At 71.6% G+C, this 16365-nt stretch carries 17 protein-coding genes; 3 read left to right on the top strand and 14 right to left on the bottom strand.

Features of this window, described 5'->3' with window-relative positions; genetic code table 11:
* Positions 1 to 99 precede the first annotated feature (99 nt).
* Complete coding sequence (locus IE206_RS38475; RefSeq protein ID WP_053729110.1) at positions 100 to 2628, bottom strand: ATP-dependent Clp protease ATP-binding subunit; 2529 nt, start codon at positions 2626 to 2628, stop codon at positions 100 to 102.
* A gap of 430 nt (positions 2629 to 3058) precedes the next feature.
* On the opposite strand from IE206_RS38475, the gene IE206_RS38470 reads away from it, so the two are divergent.
* Positions 3059 to 3691, top strand: a complete 633-nt coding sequence (locus IE206_RS38470; RefSeq protein WP_189970761.1) for an SCO3374 family protein — start codon at positions 3059 to 3061, stop codon at positions 3689 to 3691.
* Here the strand turns inward: IE206_RS38470 and IE206_RS38465 are convergent.
* The 10 genes from IE206_RS38465 to IE206_RS38420 form a co-directional block, all read right to left on the bottom strand.
* Positions 3670 to 4014, bottom strand: coding sequence for a histone-like nucleoid-structuring protein Lsr2 (locus tag IE206_RS38465; RefSeq protein ID WP_189970759.1), 345 nt, complete (start codon positions 4012 to 4014; stop codon positions 3670 to 3672). The two genes, IE206_RS38470 and IE206_RS38465, sit on opposite strands and share 22 nt — an antisense overlap.
* 153 nt (positions 4015 to 4167) lie before the next feature.
* Positions 4168 to 4698 (bottom strand): amino-acid N-acetyltransferase, encoded by a 531-nt coding sequence (locus tag IE206_RS38460; protein WP_189970757.1) that lies wholly within the window; start codon positions 4696 to 4698, stop codon positions 4168 to 4170.
* A gap of 9 nt (positions 4699 to 4707) precedes the next feature.
* On the bottom strand, positions 4708 to 5169 hold the full coding sequence (locus IE206_RS38455; RefSeq protein ID WP_189970755.1) for a BlaI/MecI/CopY family transcriptional regulator: 462 nt from the start codon (positions 5167 to 5169) through the stop codon (positions 4708 to 4710).
* 123 nt (positions 5170 to 5292) lie between these two features.
* Positions 5293 to 5466, bottom strand: a complete 174-nt coding sequence (locus IE206_RS38450) for a hypothetical protein (protein ID WP_189970753.1) — start codon at positions 5464 to 5466, stop codon at positions 5293 to 5295.
* A gap of 44 nt (positions 5467 to 5510) precedes the next feature.
* A complete protein-coding gene (locus tag IE206_RS38445) occupies positions 5511 to 6107 on the bottom strand; it encodes a hypothetical protein (RefSeq protein WP_189970822.1) in 597 nt (198 codons plus the stop codon).
* A gap of 123 nt (positions 6108 to 6230) precedes the next feature.
* Positions 6231 to 7037 carry a type III pantothenate kinase gene (locus IE206_RS38440; protein WP_053729116.1) on the bottom strand — a complete coding sequence of 269 codons (807 nt, stop codon included), beginning with the start codon at positions 7035 to 7037 and terminating at the stop codon, positions 6231 to 6233.
* Entirely contained in the window at positions 7037 to 8059 is a 1023-nt protein-coding gene (nadC, locus tag IE206_RS38435; RefSeq protein WP_189970751.1) for a carboxylating nicotinate-nucleotide diphosphorylase, read from the bottom strand. The genes IE206_RS38440 and nadC overlap by 1 nt, the downstream gene beginning before the upstream one ends.
* A 2-nt stretch (positions 8060 to 8061) precedes the next feature.
* Complete coding sequence (locus IE206_RS38430; protein ID WP_189970749.1) at positions 8062 to 9762, bottom strand: L-aspartate oxidase; 1701 nt, start codon at positions 9760 to 9762, stop codon at positions 8062 to 8064.
* Positions 9759 to 10754, bottom strand: coding sequence for a pantoate--beta-alanine ligase (panC, locus tag IE206_RS38425; protein ID WP_189970747.1), 996 nt, complete (start codon positions 10752 to 10754; stop codon positions 9759 to 9761). The genes IE206_RS38430 and panC overlap by 4 nt, the downstream gene beginning before the upstream one ends.
* On the bottom strand, positions 10751 to 11674 hold the full coding sequence (locus IE206_RS38420; protein ID WP_189970745.1) for a Rossmann-like and DUF2520 domain-containing protein: 924 nt from the start codon (positions 11672 to 11674) through the stop codon (positions 10751 to 10753). The genes panC and IE206_RS38420 overlap by 4 nt, the downstream gene beginning before the upstream one ends.
* A 132-nt stretch (positions 11675 to 11806) precedes the next feature.
* On the opposite strand from IE206_RS38420, the gene IE206_RS38415 reads away from it, so the two are divergent.
* On the top strand, positions 11807 to 13009 hold the full coding sequence (locus IE206_RS38415) for a threonine aldolase family protein (protein WP_189970743.1): 1203 nt from the start codon (positions 11807 to 11809) through the stop codon (positions 13007 to 13009).
* A gap of 5 nt (positions 13010 to 13014) precedes the next feature.
* Here the strand turns inward: IE206_RS38415 and IE206_RS38410 are convergent, their stop codons facing one another.
* Positions 13015 to 13245 (bottom strand): hypothetical protein, encoded by a 231-nt coding sequence (locus tag IE206_RS38410; RefSeq protein WP_189970741.1) that lies wholly within the window; start codon positions 13243 to 13245, stop codon positions 13015 to 13017.
* 163 nt (positions 13246 to 13408) lie between these two features.
* Between IE206_RS38410 and IE206_RS38405 the strand changes: the two genes are divergently transcribed.
* The gene (locus tag IE206_RS38405) at positions 13409 to 14521 is read left to right on the top strand and encodes a DUF5937 family protein (protein WP_189970820.1); all 1113 of its coding nucleotides are present in this window, start codon (positions 13409 to 13411) and stop codon (positions 14519 to 14521) included.
* A 24-nt stretch (positions 14522 to 14545) separates the two neighbouring features.
* Here IE206_RS38405 and IE206_RS38400 read toward each other — a convergent pair whose 3' ends face one another.
* Together IE206_RS38400 and IE206_RS38395 are read right to left on the bottom strand one after the other, a co-directional pair.
* The gene (locus tag IE206_RS38400; RefSeq protein WP_189970738.1) at positions 14546 to 15520 is read right to left on the bottom strand and encodes a quinone oxidoreductase family protein; all 975 of its coding nucleotides are present in this window, start codon (positions 15518 to 15520) and stop codon (positions 14546 to 14548) included.
* A gap of 138 nt (positions 15521 to 15658) precedes the next feature.
* Positions 15659 to 16360 (bottom strand): response regulator, encoded by a 702-nt coding sequence (locus IE206_RS38395; protein WP_189970818.1) that lies wholly within the window; start codon positions 16358 to 16360, stop codon positions 15659 to 15661.
* Between the last annotated feature and the right edge of the window lie 5 nt (positions 16361 to 16365).

Here is a 16365-nt window from a genome sequence, read left to right as displayed (position 1 = left end):
GAGTCGAACCATTCCACCGGGACAACAAAAGGGGCTGCCCCGGTCCGTACGTCACGTACGAGCCGGGGCAGCCCCTTCAGGCAAGACCTCCGAAGAGGACTACGCCTCCTTGCTCAGGTTCGGACCCGCGCCGCCTGCGGCCGCGTCCTCGATCGGCGGGACGTCGGGCAGGGCCGACTTCTCCTCGCCGCGGAAGGTGAACTTCTTCTCCTCACCCTCGCCCTCGGTGCCGATGACCACGATGTGACCGGGGCGCAGCTCACCGAAGAGGATCTTCTCGGAGAGGATGTCCTCGATCTCCCGCTGGATCGTCCGGCGCAGCGGCCGGGCGCCCATGATCGGGTCGTAGCCCTTCTTGGCGAGCAGCGACTTGGCCTCGGCATTGAGCTCGATGCCCATGTCGCGGTCCTTGAGGCGCTCGTCCACCTTGGCGATCATGAGGTCGACGATCTCGATGATGTCTTCCTCGGTGAGCTGGTGGAAGACCACCGTGTCGTCGACACGGTTCAGGAACTCGGGGCGGAAGTGCTGCTTCAGCTCCTCGTTGACCTTGGCCTTCATGCGCTCGTAGCCGGTCTTGACGTCGCCCTGGGCGGCGAAGCCCAGGTTGAAGCCCTTGGAGATGTCCCGGGTCCCGAGGTTGGTCGTCATGATGATGACCGTGTTCTTGAAGTCCACGACCCGGCCCTGGGAGTCGGTCAGGCGACCGTCTTCCAGAATCTGGAGCAGGGAATTGAAGATATCGGGGTGGGCCTTCTCGACCTCGTCGAAGAGGACGACGGAGAACGGCTTGCGGCGCACCTTCTCGGTGAGCTGGCCGCCCTCTTCGTAACCCACGTAACCGGGGGGCGAACCGAAGAGGCGGGAAACCGTGTGCTTCTCGCTGAACTCCGACATGTCGAGGGAGATCAGCGCGTCCTCGTCGCCGAAGAGGAATTCGGCGAGCGTCTTGGACAGCTCGGTCTTACCGACACCGGACGGGCCCGCGAAGATGAACGAACCGCCGGGGCGCTTCGGGTCCTTCAGGCCTGCACGGGTGCGGCGGATGGCCTGCGAGAGCGCCTTGATGGCGTCCTTCTGGCCGATGACGCGCTTGTGCAGCTCGTCTTCCATGCGGAGCAGCCGCGAGGACTCCTCCTCGGTGAGCTTGAAGACCGGGATGCCCGTGGCCGTGGCCAGCACCTCGGCGATCAGCTCGCCGTCGACCTCGGCGACGACGTCCATGTCGCCGGCCTTCCACTCCTTCTCGCGCTTGGCCTTCGCGGCGAGCAGCTGCTTCTCCTTGTCGCGGAGAGAGGCCGCCTTCTCGAAGTCCTGGGAGTCGATGGCCGACTCCTTGTCGCGGCGCACGCCCGCGATCTTCTCGTCGAACTCGCGGAGGTCCGGCGGCGCGGTCATCCGGCGGATGCGCATCCGGGAGCCGGCCTCGTCGATCAGGTCGATCGCCTTGTCCGGCAGGAAGCGGTCCGAGATGTACCGGTCGGCCAGCGTCGCGGCCTGGACGAGGGCCTCGTCCGTGATCGAGACGCGGTGGTGGGCCTCGTAGCGGTCGCGCAGACCCTTGAGGATCTCGATGGTGTGCGGCAGCGACGGCTCGGCGACCTGGATGGGCTGGAAGCGGCGCTCGAGGGCGGCGTCCTTCTCCAGGTGCTTGCGGTACTCGTCGAGCGTGGTGGCGCCGATGGTCTGGAGCTCACCGCGGGCCAGCATCGGCTTCAGGATCGAGGCGGCGTCGATCGCGCCCTCGGCGGCACCCGCACCCACCAGGGTGTGGAGCTCGTCGATGAACAGGATGATGTCGCCGCGGGTGCGGATCTCCTTGAGGACCTTCTTCAGGCGCTCCTCGAAGTCACCGCGGTAGCGGGATCCGGCGACCAGGGCGCCGAGGTCCAGCGTGTACAGGTGCTTGTCCTTGAGCGTCTCGGGCACCTCGCCCTTGACGATCGCCTGGGCCAGGCCCTCGACGACGGCGGTCTTGCCGACGCCGGGCTCGCCGATGAGCACCGGGTTGTTCTTGGTACGGCGCGACAGGACCTGCATGACGCGCTCGATCTCCTTCTCGCGCCCGATGACCGGGTCGAGCTTGGATTCGCGAGCGGCCTGCGTCAGGTTGCGGCCGAACTGGTCGAGCACCAGGGACGTGGAGGGAGTGCCCTCCGCAGGGCCGCCGGCGGTGGCGGCTTCCTTGCCCTGGTAGCCGGAGAGCAGCTGGATGACCTGCTGCCGCACCCGGTTGAGATCGGCGCCCAGCTTCACGAGGACCTGGGCGGCGACGCCCTCGCCCTCGCGGATCAGGCCGAGCAGGATGTGCTCGGTGCCGATGTAGTTGTGGCCGAGCTGGAGGGCCTCGCGGAGCGACAGCTCCAGGACCTTCTTGGCACGGGGCGTGAAGGGGATGTGCCCGGACGGGGCCTGCTGGCCCTGGCCGATGATCTCCTCCACCTGCTGGCGGACCGCCTCGAGCGAAATCCCGAGGCTCTCCAGGGCCTTAGCGGCGACACCCTCACCCTCGTGGATCAGGCCCAGGAGGATGTGCTCGGTGCCGATGTAGTTGTGGTTGAGCATCCGGGCTTCTTCCTGAGCCAGGACGACAACCCGCCGCGCGCGGTCGGTGAACCTCTCGAACATCGTTAATCGCTCCTCAGAGCGGTCGGGCAGTAAGGGGGCGGTCCCCTCCCTGTCCTTCCGCATGCTAGTCCCGCAGGGCGGGACAGCTCATTCCAACTGCCGACACCCGTTCATTGCCTCCCGGCCCGAACAGCCGACAACTGCTCCAACCCGATGGTGCGAGACGATGTTCCCGCAGGCCAGGCAGATACCCCTGTCTCCAGTACGCCGATGGCGAACGTGAGACCGCCTGACGAGCGCGTCGCCCCTCCCCACTAGGAATGTCTTACCCGTCGGGACCGACACTCCATGCGGCACACCCCGGTTCCGTAAGCTACGGGCGAACAACCTTGCGCCCACCCACAGCCCCACGCGTCCCGCATTCCACAACGGAGCGCAGTGGTCCGGAAACTCAGCGTAACCCCACGACGTTTCTCCAGTTGCTCCGGGCATGGCCTTCACCGTGCCGGCACCCCGCGCTCCCCTGGATGGCCCGCTCGCGCAGTGGTACGAGCGCGAGCTCGGCTGGGCCGTTTGCGCGGGTCCCCCCGTCCAGCTGCTCACCGGACTGCGCTTCGACGTCCTGGAACTCCCGGCGACCGCCGGATCCGCCCTGCTGAAGCGGTACGAACGGACGGGCCCGGTCGCCCTCGTGGGACACCGGATGCGGCTGCTCGTGGCGGCCGGAAGCGCGGACGAGCTGCCGGGGCTGCTCGACTGGCTGGAGTGGGGCGGCGTCGGCCTCGATCTGACGGCCGTCGGCGCCGGGGGCCGGATCACCGCACCCCTGCCGCCGGGATGGGCCGGCTCGCGGGGGGCCGCCGTATGGCTGCGACCCCCCGAGCCCGGGTGCGAGGTGGAAGCTCGGCTGCCCTCTTTCACCGGATTCACTCAGTGCGGTGGTGCCGGTGAAAAGGGCGCTTCCCAGGGTCCGGGGACCCTGCCGGGCGGTCGCGCCGCGGGCCTCAGCCTCGTGAGGCTGGTGGCCGCGGCGGCGACGGAATGCCACCGGGCCCGGTTGTTTCACGCGAAATCCCCAGGTGGTGCGGGGAACGCGGGAACTCAGCCGTTCTGCTTCTCGTAGGCCTCACGGATTTCGGCCGGGACGCGTCCGCGGTCGTTCACGTTGTAGCCCTGCTCCTTGGCCCACTTGCGGATCTCGGCAGTGTTCTGGTTGCCGGTACCGAGCAGCGCGCCACCACGGGCCTTGCCACGACCGCCGGCCGCGCGGCCACCGGTGCGCCGGCCGCTCTTCACGTACGGCTCAAGGAGACCCCGGAGCTTGTCCGCGTTGGCGGTGGTGAGGTCGATCTCGAAGCTCTTCCCGTCAAGAGCGAACGTCACGGTCTCGTCAGCCTCGCCACCGTCGAGGTCATCGACAAGAAGGACCTGAACCTTCTGTGCCACCGGATTTCCTTTCATCGAAAATGCAGTACGCGGAAAGGAAACCGCTTTTGCCTGAAAAACACAAACCCCCTGGAGAGGTTCGGGATCCTTGGCTCCAGGGAAACGTACGCGATTCGGACATAGGGTTCCGACAGCTTCCTGCCGCTTCCCCGATCACAGGTGCAGAAGCATCCGGGTGTTGCCCAAGGTGTTCGGCTTCACTCGTTCGAGACCGAGGAACTCGGCGACGCCCTCGTCATAGGAGCGCAGCAGCTCGCTGTAGACATCTGTGTCGACGGTATCGACCGGAGTCTCCCCGATCTCCGTGAACCCGTGCTTCGTGAAGAAGGCGACCTCGAAGGTAAGACAGAAAACCCGGCGCACTCCGAGCCAGCGGGCGGTCTGGAGCAGCTTGCCGAGTACGAGATGTCCGATGCCGCTGCCGTGAAACTCGGGGTCGACGGCAAGAGTGCGCACTTCGGCGAGGTCTTCCCACATCACGTGCAGCGCCCCGCAGCCCACCACCCGGGCGTCCGAGTCGCGTTCCGCCACCCAGAACTCCTGGATGGACTCGTAAAGGGTGACCGTTGCTTTGTCGAGCAGGATCCCGTCGCCGACGTACGCATCGAGAAGGCTTCGCACGGCCGGTACATCGCCGGTCCTGGCCCGGCGGACGGTGACCGCATTTGCGGCGGGATAAGACATGCCTGGACGCTATCGCCCCGCACTGTCCCCGGGCGCATCGCCCTCTTGGGACTCTTCGGATCGTGGGGACTCTTCGGATCCGTGTTCGGCTTCGCGATCGCGTTCGGGTTCCGGCTCCTGCACCATGCGCACGGCATCACGCAGCGCTTCGCGCTCCTCGGGGGACATCATGCCGAAGAAGGCGACGAGTGCGGCGGCGCGGTTGTCGCTCTGGGACCAGGCTTCGTTCATCAGAGCCGCGGCGTACGCGGCCCGTGTGGAGACCGCCGTATATCGATAGGCGCGTCCGTCGACTTCCCGGCGGACCCAGCCCTTCTGATGGAGATTGTCCATTACGGTCATGACCGTGGTGTACGCGATGGACCGTTCCTGCTGAAGGTCTTCGAGGACTTCCCGGACGGTCACCGGACGGTTCCACTGCCAGACGCGGGTCATGACGGCGTCTTCCAGCTCTCCCAATTGGCGGGGCACATCTGCACCATAGTGGGAGATGTCGCGAATGGCTGGTTATTTGCAGTTAGCGCGCAGCAAAAAGGGCGCACGTGGGGAAATGCCCCGTGCGCCCCCGCTGTGTGTGCCGTCCGGACCGCGCGGTCAGGAGGAGGCGGGCTTCTGCCGGGCGGCCTCGGCGCGGGCGAGCGCGCCGTCCACGGCCGCGTCCTCCTTGCCCTTGTTCGGACCACCCTGACTCTTCACGATCGTCACGACGAGCGCGATGAAGAAGATGGCCATCACCACGGGGGGCAGAAGCGCGGAAACGTAGTCCATACCGACAGGGTAGCCAGGGGTGGCCGGTGGGCCAGGGCCGGGGCCTAACCCGCTCGCCGCTCCTCCGGCGGAGGCACGGGACGGCGGCGCGGTGGGAAGACCTCGGAGGGCTTCGGTACGGGGCGGTCCGGCGCGGGGTGGGCGGGCGCCGGGCGGGCCGGGGCCGCGGGGCGTGGCTCGGCCGACTTGTCCTTGCCCCTGCCCTTGTCCGCGGCGCCCCCGTCGACCAGCGTGAGGAGCCGGGTGCGCTGGGCCGGCGGGACGGCCGTGCGGCCGGCCAGCCGGGCCCGCACCGAGCGTTCCGCGATCCGGCGGCAGCGCTCCAGGAGGGCCGCGCAGACCGGATCGGAGCGCAGTGCGCGCAGGGCGGCCAGGTCGTCGGGCCCGGGGTCGTAGCCGGCCGCCAGGGCGTCCTGGAGCAGCTCGGTGTAGCCGGGCAGCGAGCCGGGCAGCGCGTCACGGTAACGGGCGAGGTCGGCCAGGAGGAAGGCGCGCAGCCGGTCCGCCTCGCGGACGGCCTCGTCCACGGAGTCGGCCAGGCGCAGGCAGTCCTTGATGTCCTGGTCCTTGACGGCGGTGGGGTGCAGGGCGATGGCCAGGGCGCGTCGGAGCACACGCAGCTCGTCCGCGCCGAACGCCATGCCGCCTCGGGATCCGTAGGGCGTGGGCATGCGGCGACGATACGTCCTACAGGGACAAAATCCGCTTAACAGGCCGATGCCGGGCGCGTGTCGGGGTGGGTCCCGATGCGCCCGGCCGCCGCTTCAGGAGCGCGAGACGTTACGCTCGTACACGAGGCGCAGGCCGATCAGGGTCAGCCACGGCTCGTGCTCGTCGATCTCCTCGGCCTCGCCGAGCACCATCGGGGCGAGGCCGCCGGTCGCGATGACGGTGACGTCGTCCGGGTCTCCGTCCGGGCCGACCAGTTCGCGCTTCATGCGCTTGACGACGCCGTCGACCTGGCCCGCGAAGCCGTACACGATGCCAGCCTGCATGGCCTCGACGGTGTTCTTGCCGATCACCGAGCGGGGGCGGGCCACCTCGATCTTGCGGAGCTGGGCGCCCTTGATGCCGAGCGCGTCGACGGAGATCTCGATGCCGGGGGCGATGACGCCGCCGATGTACTCGCCGCGCGCGCTGACCGCGTCGAACGTCGTGCCCGTGCCGAAGTCGACGACGATCGCCGGGCCGCCGTAGAGCTCGACGGCGGCGATCGAGTTGACGATGCGGTCGGCGCCGACCTCCTTCGGGTTGTCGGTCAGGACCGGCACGCCCGTCTTGATGCCCGGTTCCACCAGGATCGCGGGGACGTCGCCGTAGTAGCGGCGGGTCACCTCGCGCAGCTCGTGCAGGACGGACGGGACGGTCGCGCAGATCGCGATGCCCTCGATGCCGTCGCCGAGCTCGGCGCCGAGCATCGGGTGGGTGCCCATCAGGCCGTTGAGCAGCACGGCCAGCTCGTCCGCGGTGCGGCGGGCGTCGGTGGAGATCCGCCAGTGCTCGACGACCTCCTCGCCGTCGAACAGGCCGAGGACGGTGTGGGTGTTGCCGACGTCGATGGTGAGCAGCATCAGGCCCGGCCCTCTCCGGCCTCGCGCAGGTCCAGACCGATGTCGAGGATCGGCGAGGAGTGCGTGAGGGCGCCCACCGCCAGGTAGTCGACGCCGGTGGCGGCGTACTCGGCGGCGTTGGCCAGGGTGAGGCGGCCCGAGGATTCGAGCATCGCGCGGCCCGCGACCAGGGCGACCGCCTCGGCCGTCTGGGCCGGGGTGAAGTTGTCGAGCAGGATCAGGTCGGCCCCGGCGTCCAGTACTTCGGTGACCTGGGCCAGGGTGTCGACCTCGACCTCGATGGCGAGGTCGGGGAAGCGGTCGCGTACGGCCTTGAAGGCCTCGGCGACGCCGCCCGCTGCCACCACGTGGTTGTCCTTGACCAGGGCCGCATCCGAGAGGGACATGCGGTGGTTGACGCCGCCGCCGCAGCGGACCGCGTACTTCTCCAGGGCGCGCAGGCCCGGGGTCGTCTTGCGGGTGTCGCGGACCTTGGCGCCGGTGCCTTCGAGGGCATCCGCCCAGGCGCGGGTGGCGGTCGCGATGCCGGACAGGCGGCACAGCAGGTTGAGCGCGCTGCGCTCGCCGGTCAGCAGGTCGCGGGTGCGGGTCGTGACGCTGATGAGCTTCTGGCCGGCCTCTACGCGGTCGCCGTCCGCGACGTGCCGCTCGACCTCGAACTCCTCCGTGCAGACGATGGAGAGGATCGCCTCGGCGACGCGCAGGCCCGCGACCGTGCCGGCCTCGCGGGCCGTGAAGTCGCCGGTGGCGACGGCGTCCTGGGGGACGGTGGCCGCCGACGTGACGTCCACGCCGCCGTCCAGGTCCTCCTCGATGGCGAGGTGCGCGATGTCCTCGACCTGGACGGGGTCGAGACCCGACTCGGCGAGCAGGGCGGCGAGCGCGGGGTCGAGCCCGCACTCGTACACCTCCTCGGAGCCGCAGCCGCAGTCGTCGCCGCAGCCGCCGCCCTGGGCGGGCGCACCGATCTGGATCAGGGGGACGTCCACCGGCTGGGGACGGAGTTCCTCGGGCGTGCTCACGGTTACGGCTCCAGGGGGGTGGCGGCGACGGTCGGGGGGAAGGTGGCGCTGGCGGTGGGGCGGATGTCCAGGGACCGCTCGGGGGTGATGCGGACGACGAGGTGGCGCTGCCAGGACGCATCGTCGCGGTCCGGCCGGTCCTCGCGCCAGTGGCAGCCGCGGGTCTCCTCGCGGGCGGCCGCCGCGGCGACCAGGACCCGCGAGACGAGCAGCAGGTTGGTGGTCTCCCACGCCTCGACGCCGGGCACGGCGGCCTTGTGCTCGTCCGCGCGGATCGCCTCCAGGCGGCCGGCCGCCTCGGCGAGGCTGTCGGCGGAGCGCAGCACTCCGGCGCCTTCGGTCATGATCCGCTGGATCTGGATGCGGGCGGCCGGGTCGAGCAGCGGCACGGGCTCGCCGTGCGCCCCGGCGGGAAGAGCCGAGCCGACCGCCTTGTCCCGTACGGGGGTCGAGGCACCGGCCGCGATGTCCGCCGCGATGTTCTCGGCGAAGACCAGGCCCTCCAGGAGGGAGTTGGAGGCGAGCCGGTTGGCGCCGTGGACGCCGGTGCAGGCGACCTCGCCGCACGCGTACAGGCCGGGCACCGTGGTGCGGCCGTGCCGGTCGGTGCGGATGCCGCCGGAGGCGTAGTGCGCGGCGGGGGCGACCGGGATCGGCTCGGTCACCGGGTCGATGCCGTGCGAGCGGCAGGCGGCCAGGATCGTCGGGAAGCGCTGCTCCCACATCGCGGCGCCGAAGTGCCGGGCGTCCAGGTACATGTGCTCGGTGCCCCGGGCCTGCATCTGGCGGGTGATGGCCTTGGCGACGATGTCGCGGGGGGCGAGCTCCGCCAGCTCGTGCTGCCCGAGCATGAAGCGGGTGCCGGCCGCGTCGACGAGGTGGGCGCCTTCGCCCCGTACGGCCTCGGAGACCAGGGGCTGCTGGCCCTCCGAGTCGGCGCCGAGGAACAGGACCGTGGGGTGGAACTGGACGAATTCGAGGTCGGAGATCTCGGCGCCGGCGCGCAGCGCGAGGGCCACGCCGTCGCCCGTGGACACGGACGGGTTGGTGGTCGCCGAGAACACCTGGCCCATGCCGCCGGTCGCGAGGACCACCGCGGGCGCGCGGACCGCGCCGACGCCGTCGTGCTGGCCCTCGCCCATGACGTGCAGGGTGATGCCCGCGGTGCGGCCGTCCTCGTCCTTGAGGAGGTCGAGGACCAGGGCGTTCTCGATGGTGCGCACCGCCCGGGTGCGGACGGCCTCGACGAGCGCGCGGGAGATCTCGGCGCCGGTGGCGTCGCCGCCCGCGTGCGCGATGCGGCGGCGGTGGTGGCCGCCCTCGCGGGTCAGCGAGATCGCGCCGGAGTCGTCGGTGTCGAAGTGGGCGCCGGTGGCGATCAACCGCCGTACGGCGTCCGGGCCTTCGGTGACCAGGAGGCGTACCGCGTCCTCGTCGCACAGGCCCGCGCCGGCCACCAGGGTGTCGTCCAGGTGCTGCTCGGGGGTGTCGCCCTCGCCGAGGGCGGCCGCTATGCCGCCCTGCGCCCAGCGCGTCGAGCCGTCGTCCAGGCGGGCCTTGGTGACGACGACGGTGGCCAGGCCCGCCGCGGTGCAGCGCAGGGCGGCGGTCAGGCCCGCGACGCCGGAGCCGACGACCACGACGTCCGCGTCGATGGCCCAGCCGGGTGCGGGGGCGTCGAGCCGTATTCCGGTGCTTGTCATGCCGGTGCTCCGAACGTGAGCGGGATGTTGTCGATGAGGCGCGTGGTGCCGACGCGGGCGGCGACCGCCAGGATCGCCTCGCCCTCGAACCCCTCGGGGGCCTCGGTGAACGTCGCCGGGTCGACCAGCGCCAAGTAGTCGGTCACGACGGGGGGTTCGAGCTTGGCCGCCTCGTCGAGCACGCCCTGGGCGACGGCCTTGATCGACGCGGGGGACGGCGCGGCCGCGGCGACCGCGTGGGCGTCGGCCGCGGCCCTGGCCTCGCCGATCGCGGTGAGCGCGTCGGCCCGGCCCGAGACCGCGCCCCCGGCGGCGGCCCGCGCGTGCAGGGCGTGCTCGGCGGCGAGCCGGTCGCGGGCCGCGAACAGCGCGCGGGACAGGGCGCGGGCCGCGGTGCGCTCCGCCGGGTCGAGGTAGCGGTTGCGGCTGGACAGGGCGAGCCCGTCGTCCTCGCGCACCGTCGGCACGCCGACGATCTCCACGGGGAAGTTCAGATCGCGCACCATGCGCCGGATCAGCGCCAGCTGCTGGGCGTCCTTCTGCCCGTACAGGGCGAGGTCGGGCGCGCTCAGGTGGAGCAGCTTGGCGACGACGGTCAGCATGCCGTCGAAGTGGCCGGGCCGTACGGCGCCCTCCAGGAGCTCGCCCATGGGGCCCGCGGTGACGCGCACGTGGGGCTCGCCGCCGGGATAGACCTCCTCGACGGACGGCGCGAACACGGCGTCGGCGCCCTCGCGTTCGGCGATCGCGCGGTCCGCGTCCAGGGTGCGCGGATAGCGGTCCAGGTCCTCTCCCGCGCCGAACTGCAGCGGGTTGACGAACACCGTGACCACGACCTGCCCGTCGGGCCCGGCCAGCCGGCGCGCGGTACGGATCAGGGTGGCGTGGCCCTCGTGGAGCGCGCCCATGGTCATGACGACGGCCCGGCGGCCGGTCCGCTCCAGGGCCGCGAGCTCCGCGGCCGTACGGACGAGAGCGGTCCGTGCTGTCATCGGGCTTCTCCTTCGGCGAGCACACCGAGCAGGTCCTGGGCGAGCTCGGGTTTCAGCAGTCCATGGGCGAGCGCCCGGTCGGCGGTCGTACGGGCCATCGCGAGGTATCCGGCGACCGTGCTCGGCGCGTGCTTGCGCAGCTCGGCCACGTGGGCGGCGACCGTGCCGGCGTCGCCGCGCGCGACCGGTCCGGTCAGGGCGGCGTCGCCCGAGCGCAGGGCGTTGTCGAGGGCCGCGCCGAGCAGCGGGCCGAGCATGCGGTCGGGGGCCGCGACACCGGCCTGGCCAAGCAGCTCCATGGACTGGGCGACCAGCGTGACCAGGTGGTTCGCGCCGAGGGCGAGGGCCGCGTGGTAGAGCGGGCGGTTCGCCTCCTCGATCCACTCGGGCTCGCCGCCCATCTCGATGACCAGCGCCTCGGCGGCGAGCCGCAGCTCCTCGGGGGCGGTCACGCCGAACGAGCAGCCCGCCAGGCGCTGGACGTCCACGCCCGTGCCGGTGAACGTCATCGCCGGGTGCAGTGCCAGCGGCAGCGCGCCGGCCCGCCGGGCCGGGTCCAGGACGGCCGTGCCGTACCGCCCGGAGGTGTGCACCAGGAGCTGGCCCGGACGGATCGCGCCGGTCTCGGCGAGGCCCTCGACGAGGCCCGGCAGCGCGTCGTCGGGGACGGTGAGCAGGACGAGATCGGCACGCCGGAGGACCTCGGCGGGCGGGACCAGCGGCACGTCGGGCAGCAGGGTCGCGGCCCGGCGCACCGACGCGTCGGAGACGCCGGAGACCGCGACCGGGCGGTGCCCGGCCAGCTGGAGGGACGCGGCGAGCGCGGGGCCGACCCGGCCCGCGCCGACGACGCCCACGGTGAGGCGGGCGGGGCGGTCCGCCGGGCTGTGCTCGGGGCGGTGCTCTGATGGTGCGTTCACGCGGTGGGGGCCTTCCGTTCCAGTCCGCGAGGGGTACCGGACGCCAAACCAAATTCAAACGGCCCCGTCATGCTACGCCCAGGCCCCGCAAACCCCCTTGGTTGTCCACAGGGTGTGGGCGATCATCGCCCCATGCCAGAAACCGAGCCGAACTCCCCCTCCGAATCCACCGCCGACACCCCGGGCGGGGCGCCGGAGGAAACTCCGGAACAGGCCCTGCGACACCGCCTGACCGTCTTCAGAGGCGCCAAGCACACACTGGCGGAGCAGGGCGTCGACCACACCCTCGCGGAGCGCCTGACGGCCCTCCTGACCGACGGCGCCGAGGTCTACGACCTGGACGAGTTCACCGACATCTACGGCAACGGCGCGGTCACCGAGCTGGAGCGCCGCACCGCCGAGGAGCTCGGCTTCCCGGCCGCCGCCTTCTTCCCCACCGGCACGATGGCCCAGCAGGTCGCGCTGCGCTGCTGGGCGGCCCGCACCGGGAACCCCACGGTCGCCCTGCACCCGCTCGCCCACCCCGAGGTGCATGAACGCCAGGCGTTCAGCCAGGTCAGCGGCCTGCGTACGGTCCACCCGACGGACGAGCCCCGGCTGCCCACCGCGGAGGAGGTGCTGGGCTTCGAGGAGCAGTTCGGCACGCTGATGCTGGAGCTCCCGCTGCGCGACGCCGGGTTCGTGCTGCCGACCTGGGACGAGCTGGTCGCCGTGGTGGAGGCGGCCCGCGAGCGGGACGCCGTGGTGCACTTCGACGGCGCGAGGATCTGGGAGACCACCACCCACTTCGGCCGCCCCCTGCGGGAGGTCGCGGGCCTCGCGGACAGCGTGTACGTGTCCTTCTACAAGACGATGGGCGGCCTGTCCGGCGCCGTCCTGGCGGGCTCCGAGTCGCTGATCGCGGAGGCCCGCACCTGGCGCCACCGCTACGGCGGCCAGCTCTTCCAGCAGTTCCCCGCCGCCCTGGCCGGCCTGATCGGCCTGCGCAAGGAGCTGCCGGAGCTCCCCTCGTACGTGGCCCACGCCAAGGTGGTGGCCTCGGCCATGAAAGAGGGCTTCGCCGAAGCGGGCGTGCCGTGGTTCCGGGTGCACCCCGAGCCGCCGCACACCCACCAGTTCCAGGTGTGGCTGCCGTACGACGCCGAGGTCCTCAACGCCGCGTCGCTGCGGCAGGCGCAGGAGAGCGGCGTCTGCCTGTTCCGCCGCTGGTTCCCGAACCCCTCGGGCCCGGCGGGCCTGGCCGTCACCGAGGTCACGGTGAACGCCCCGGGCCTCGCGTGGAGCGCCGAGGACGTACGGGCCGCGGTGGCGGAGTTCGTACGGCTCCTGTCGTAACGGGGTCAGCGGCAGGCGGGCGGGTGACTCCGGGGGTGGCGGGGGGCGAACAGGTGGGCCAGGGCCGCCCGCAGCCGGCCCGTGGCGAGCCGGCCCGCCAGGACCGCCTCGAAGCGGCGGTAGTCCCGTATCCCGCGCAGGACCGCCACGTCGTGGGTGCCCGGCACCGGCGGGGCGGGCGCGCCGAGCCGGGCCGCGCGGTAGCTGTCGATCATGTGCTGCTGCATCACGTCCATGCCTCCACGGTGAACCCGTCCCGGCCGGGCCGCGCGCCGATTGACGAGCCCCGTCAAATGGGGCCAGGACCAAAATGACGGCCTGACCAGCGCCGTCGATTGACCGGGACCGTCAATCGGCGGCCGCTCCGTCGGTGCCGCGGTGCACCATGGGGCCATGAGCGTGACCATCGACATCACGGGCCTGCCGCCCGAGCGCATCGGCTTCGCGATCTCGCCGCTTGCCGAGCTGGGCCTGGCCCTGCACGCGCTCTCCGAGCCCGGCCACCACCCGGGCCTGCACGGCTGGGTCACGGCGACCGCGGCCTCCCTGAAGCCCGACCTGGCGGACCGGCTGCACGAGGCCGAGTTCCTGTGGCGCAACACGTTCTCCGACGTGTTCATGCCGTTCGCGGGCATACCGGGCTGGGACGGCACCCCCGGCTCGACGCTCGCCGAGGACCTCGACCTGCTCGACCGCCTCCCCGACGAGCGGTTCGCCTCCGCCGCCCTGGAGTTCACCTGCTCCAGCCTGTACGCGGTCAGGACGCCGTCCCCGCTGCACGATCCGGCGATGCGGGCGCGTGCCCTGGAGATGGCGGCGGTCCGGGGACCACGCCAAGTGGATTTCGCCGAGCGCCTGTTGAGCGACCCGGCCTCCGTACGGGCCTGGCTGCGGCGCCTGTTCGAGGACTGCGAGGAGGCCTTCTTCGCGGACACCTGGCAGCGGATCCGGGTCCAGCTGGCCGCGGATGCCCGGCACAAGGCGGAGATACTCCGCCGCAAGGGGCTCGACGAGGCCGTCGCCTCGGTGTCGGCCGCGCTCAGCCTGGACGAGGGCGGGACGCGGATCAGCGTGGACAAGCTGACCGAGGGCCGCACCACCGCGACCGACCCCGAGCCCGGCGCGGGGCTCACCTTCGTGCCCACCTCGTTCGGCTGGCCGCACCTGATGGTGCTGCACGCGCCGGGCTGGCGGCCGGTGATCCACTACCCGGTGCACGGGCCCGAACTGCCCTCGCCCGCCTCGGTCGAGGTCCTCAAGCTGCGGATGGAGGCGCTGGCCCACCCCATGCGGATGCGCCTGTGCCGCAACCTGGCCCGCTCCCCGTACACGACGAGCGAGCTCGCCGACTCACACGGGATCACGGCGCCGGAGGTGTCCCGGCACCTTTCCGTCCTGAAGAGGGCGGGGCTCATTTCGACGCGACGCCGGGGGAGGTACGTGCTGCACCAGCTCGACCTCACGGTCGTGGCCCGGCTGGGGAGTGACTTTCTGGAGGGGGTGCTGCGCTGATGCCCCCGAAGGGGCCCCGGGGGGTCAGGACACCCGCAGCAGGAGCTTGCCCGTAGAAGTGCGGCCCTCCATCAACTCGTGCGCCGCGGCGGCCTCTTCGAGGGCGAACTCGGCGGTGACGGGCAGCTCCACCTGACCACTGGTGGCCAGCCGCAGCGCCCGGTCCGCGATCTCGCGCAGCGCACGGGGGGCGCCGGCCGCGAGGCCCAGGATGGAGAACCCCGAGACGGTCCGGCCGCGCGGGTACAGCTCGCCCTGCCCGACCTGCCAGGCCGCCTCGCCGCTCGCGTTGCCGTACGAGACGAGCCGGCCGAACAGGGCGAGCGACTCCAGGCCCCGGCGCAACGTCTCACCGCCGACCGGGTCGAGCACCAGGTCCACCCCGCGCCCGCCGGTGGCCCGCAGCACGTCCGCGTCGAACGCGCCGGTCAGGAAGGCGTCGTCGTATCCGTGCTTACGGGCGTAGTCGGCCTTGGCCTCGCTGGAGACCACGCCGTACACCGCACCCGCCCCGGCCAGCTTGGCGAGCTGCCCCGCGACGGTGCCGACGCCGCCCGCGGCGCCCTGCACCAGGACGCTCTCGCCGGGCTGCAACCGGCCCACCTCGTGGATCAGGGCGTGCGCGGTCGGCAGCACGGTGGGCAGAGTCGCCGCGGTGCGCAGGCTCACGCCCTCGGGCAGCGGGAAGACGGTGACGGCCGGGGCGAGGGCCACGTCCGCGTACGCGCCGCCCTCGGTCATGGCGGCCACCTCCTGCCCGGCCACGAGCCCTTCGACCCCGGCGCCGACGGCCCGGATGCGGCCGGAGAGTTCGAGACCCGGCACGAAGGGGAGCGATTCGACCCGGTATCCCACCGAACGCGCCTTGAGATCCGCGAAGTTGATGCCGACGTACGCGACATCGATGCTCACCTCGCCGGGCCCCGGCTGCGGAACCTCCGCTTCCACCAGCCGAAGCACCTCGGGCCCGCCGAACTGGTCAAACCTGATCGCACGCATGACGCCACATCCCCGCAACGGATCGGATCGGAGTACCGAACAGGGCCGATAGTACGACGAGCGTCGTACTATCGGCAATGGCTGCACCCGGTGGAACGGTCCCGCTCAAGGCCGCGCTCCAGGCCTCGCCACGGCGGTTCAGAGTGCGCCGCCGCCTGCCCGGACCAGGCCCGTCTCGTACGCCAGGACCACGACCTGGACGCGGTCGCGCAGTTCCAGCTTGGTCAGGATGCGGCCCACGTGCGTCTTGACCGTGGCCTCCGACAGGACGAGGCGGGCGGCGATCTCGCCGTTGGACAGGCCCTGCGCGACCAGGAGCATGACCTCGCGCTCGCGCTCGGTCAGTTTCTCCAGCTGCTTGTGCTCGGGCTCCTTGCTGCTGGCCGGGAGCATCGGGGCGAACCGGTCGAGCAGCCGCCGGGTCGTCGACGGGGCGACCACCGCGTCGCCGCTGTGCACCGAACGGATCGCGCCGAGCAGCTCGGCGGGCGGCACGTCCTTCAGCATGAAGCCGCTGGCGCCCGCCTTCAGCCCGGAGAAGGCGTACTCGTCGAGGTCGAAGGTGGTCAGGATCAGCACCTTGGGCGGGTTCGGCGCCTCGCAGATGCGCCGGGTGGCCTCCACGCCGTCCAGCCTCGGCATGCGCACGTCCATCAGGACCACGTCGACGGCGGTCGCGCGCAGGATGTCGATCGCCTCCGCGCCGTCGCCCGCCTCCGCGACGACCTCCATGTCCGGCTGGGCGGCGAGCACCATCCGGAACCCGGTGCGCAGCAGCACCTGGTCGTCGACGAGCATGACTCTTACACATCTTACCGGCGCGGCCTCTTGGTCAGTCATGAAGC

The organism is Streptomyces violascens (assembly GCF_014649955.1).
Lineage (GTDB): Bacteria > Actinomycetota > Actinomycetes > Streptomycetales > Streptomycetaceae > Streptomyces > Streptomyces violascens.
Note: the sequence above shows the minus strand (reverse complement) of the source record. Positions and strands in the feature narration are given on the sequence as shown.

Bases quoted from the DNA above. Each gene is read 5' to 3' on its own strand.
- IE206_RS38395 (WP_189970818.1), bottom strand. From the start codon at position 16,360: ATGACTGACCAAGAGGCCGCGCCGGTAAGATGTGTAAGAGTCATGCTC.
- IE206_RS38440 (WP_053729116.1), bottom strand. From the start codon at position 7,037: ATGCTGCTCACCATCGACGTCGGCAACACCCACACCGTCCTCGGCCTG.
- IE206_RS38400 (WP_189970738.1), bottom strand. From the start codon at position 15,520: ATGCGTGCGATCAGGTTTGACCAGTTCGGCGGGCCCGAGGTGCTTCGG.
- IE206_RS38445 (WP_189970822.1), bottom strand. From the start codon at position 6,107: ATGGCGTTCGGCGCGGACGAGCTGCGTGTGCTCCGACGCGCCCTGGCC.
- IE206_RS38470 (WP_189970761.1), top strand. From the start codon at position 3,059: ATGGCCTTCACCGTGCCGGCACCCCGCGCTCCCCTGGATGGCCCGCTC.
- IE206_RS38460 (WP_189970757.1), bottom strand. From the start codon at position 4,698: ATGTCTTATCCCGCCGCAAATGCGGTCACCGTCCGCCGGGCCAGGACC.
- IE206_RS38475 (WP_053729110.1), bottom strand. From the start codon at position 2,628: ATGTTCGAGAGGTTCACCGACCGCGCGCGGCGGGTTGTCGTCCTGGCT.
- IE206_RS38410 (WP_189970741.1), bottom strand. From the start codon at position 13,245: ATGGACGTGATGCAGCAGCACATGATCGACAGCTACCGCGCGGCCCGG.
- panC (WP_189970747.1), bottom strand. From the start codon at position 10,754: ATGACAGCACGGACCGCTCTCGTCCGTACGGCCGCGGAGCTCGCGGCC.
- IE206_RS38415 (WP_189970743.1), top strand. From the start codon at position 11,807: ATGCCAGAAACCGAGCCGAACTCCCCCTCCGAATCCACCGCCGACACC.
- IE206_RS38450 (WP_189970753.1), bottom strand. From the start codon at position 5,466: ATGGACTACGTTTCCGCGCTTCTGCCCCCCGTGGTGATGGCCATCTTC.
- IE206_RS38430 (WP_189970749.1), bottom strand. From the start codon at position 9,762: ATGACAAGCACCGGAATACGGCTCGACGCCCCCGCACCCGGCTGGGCC.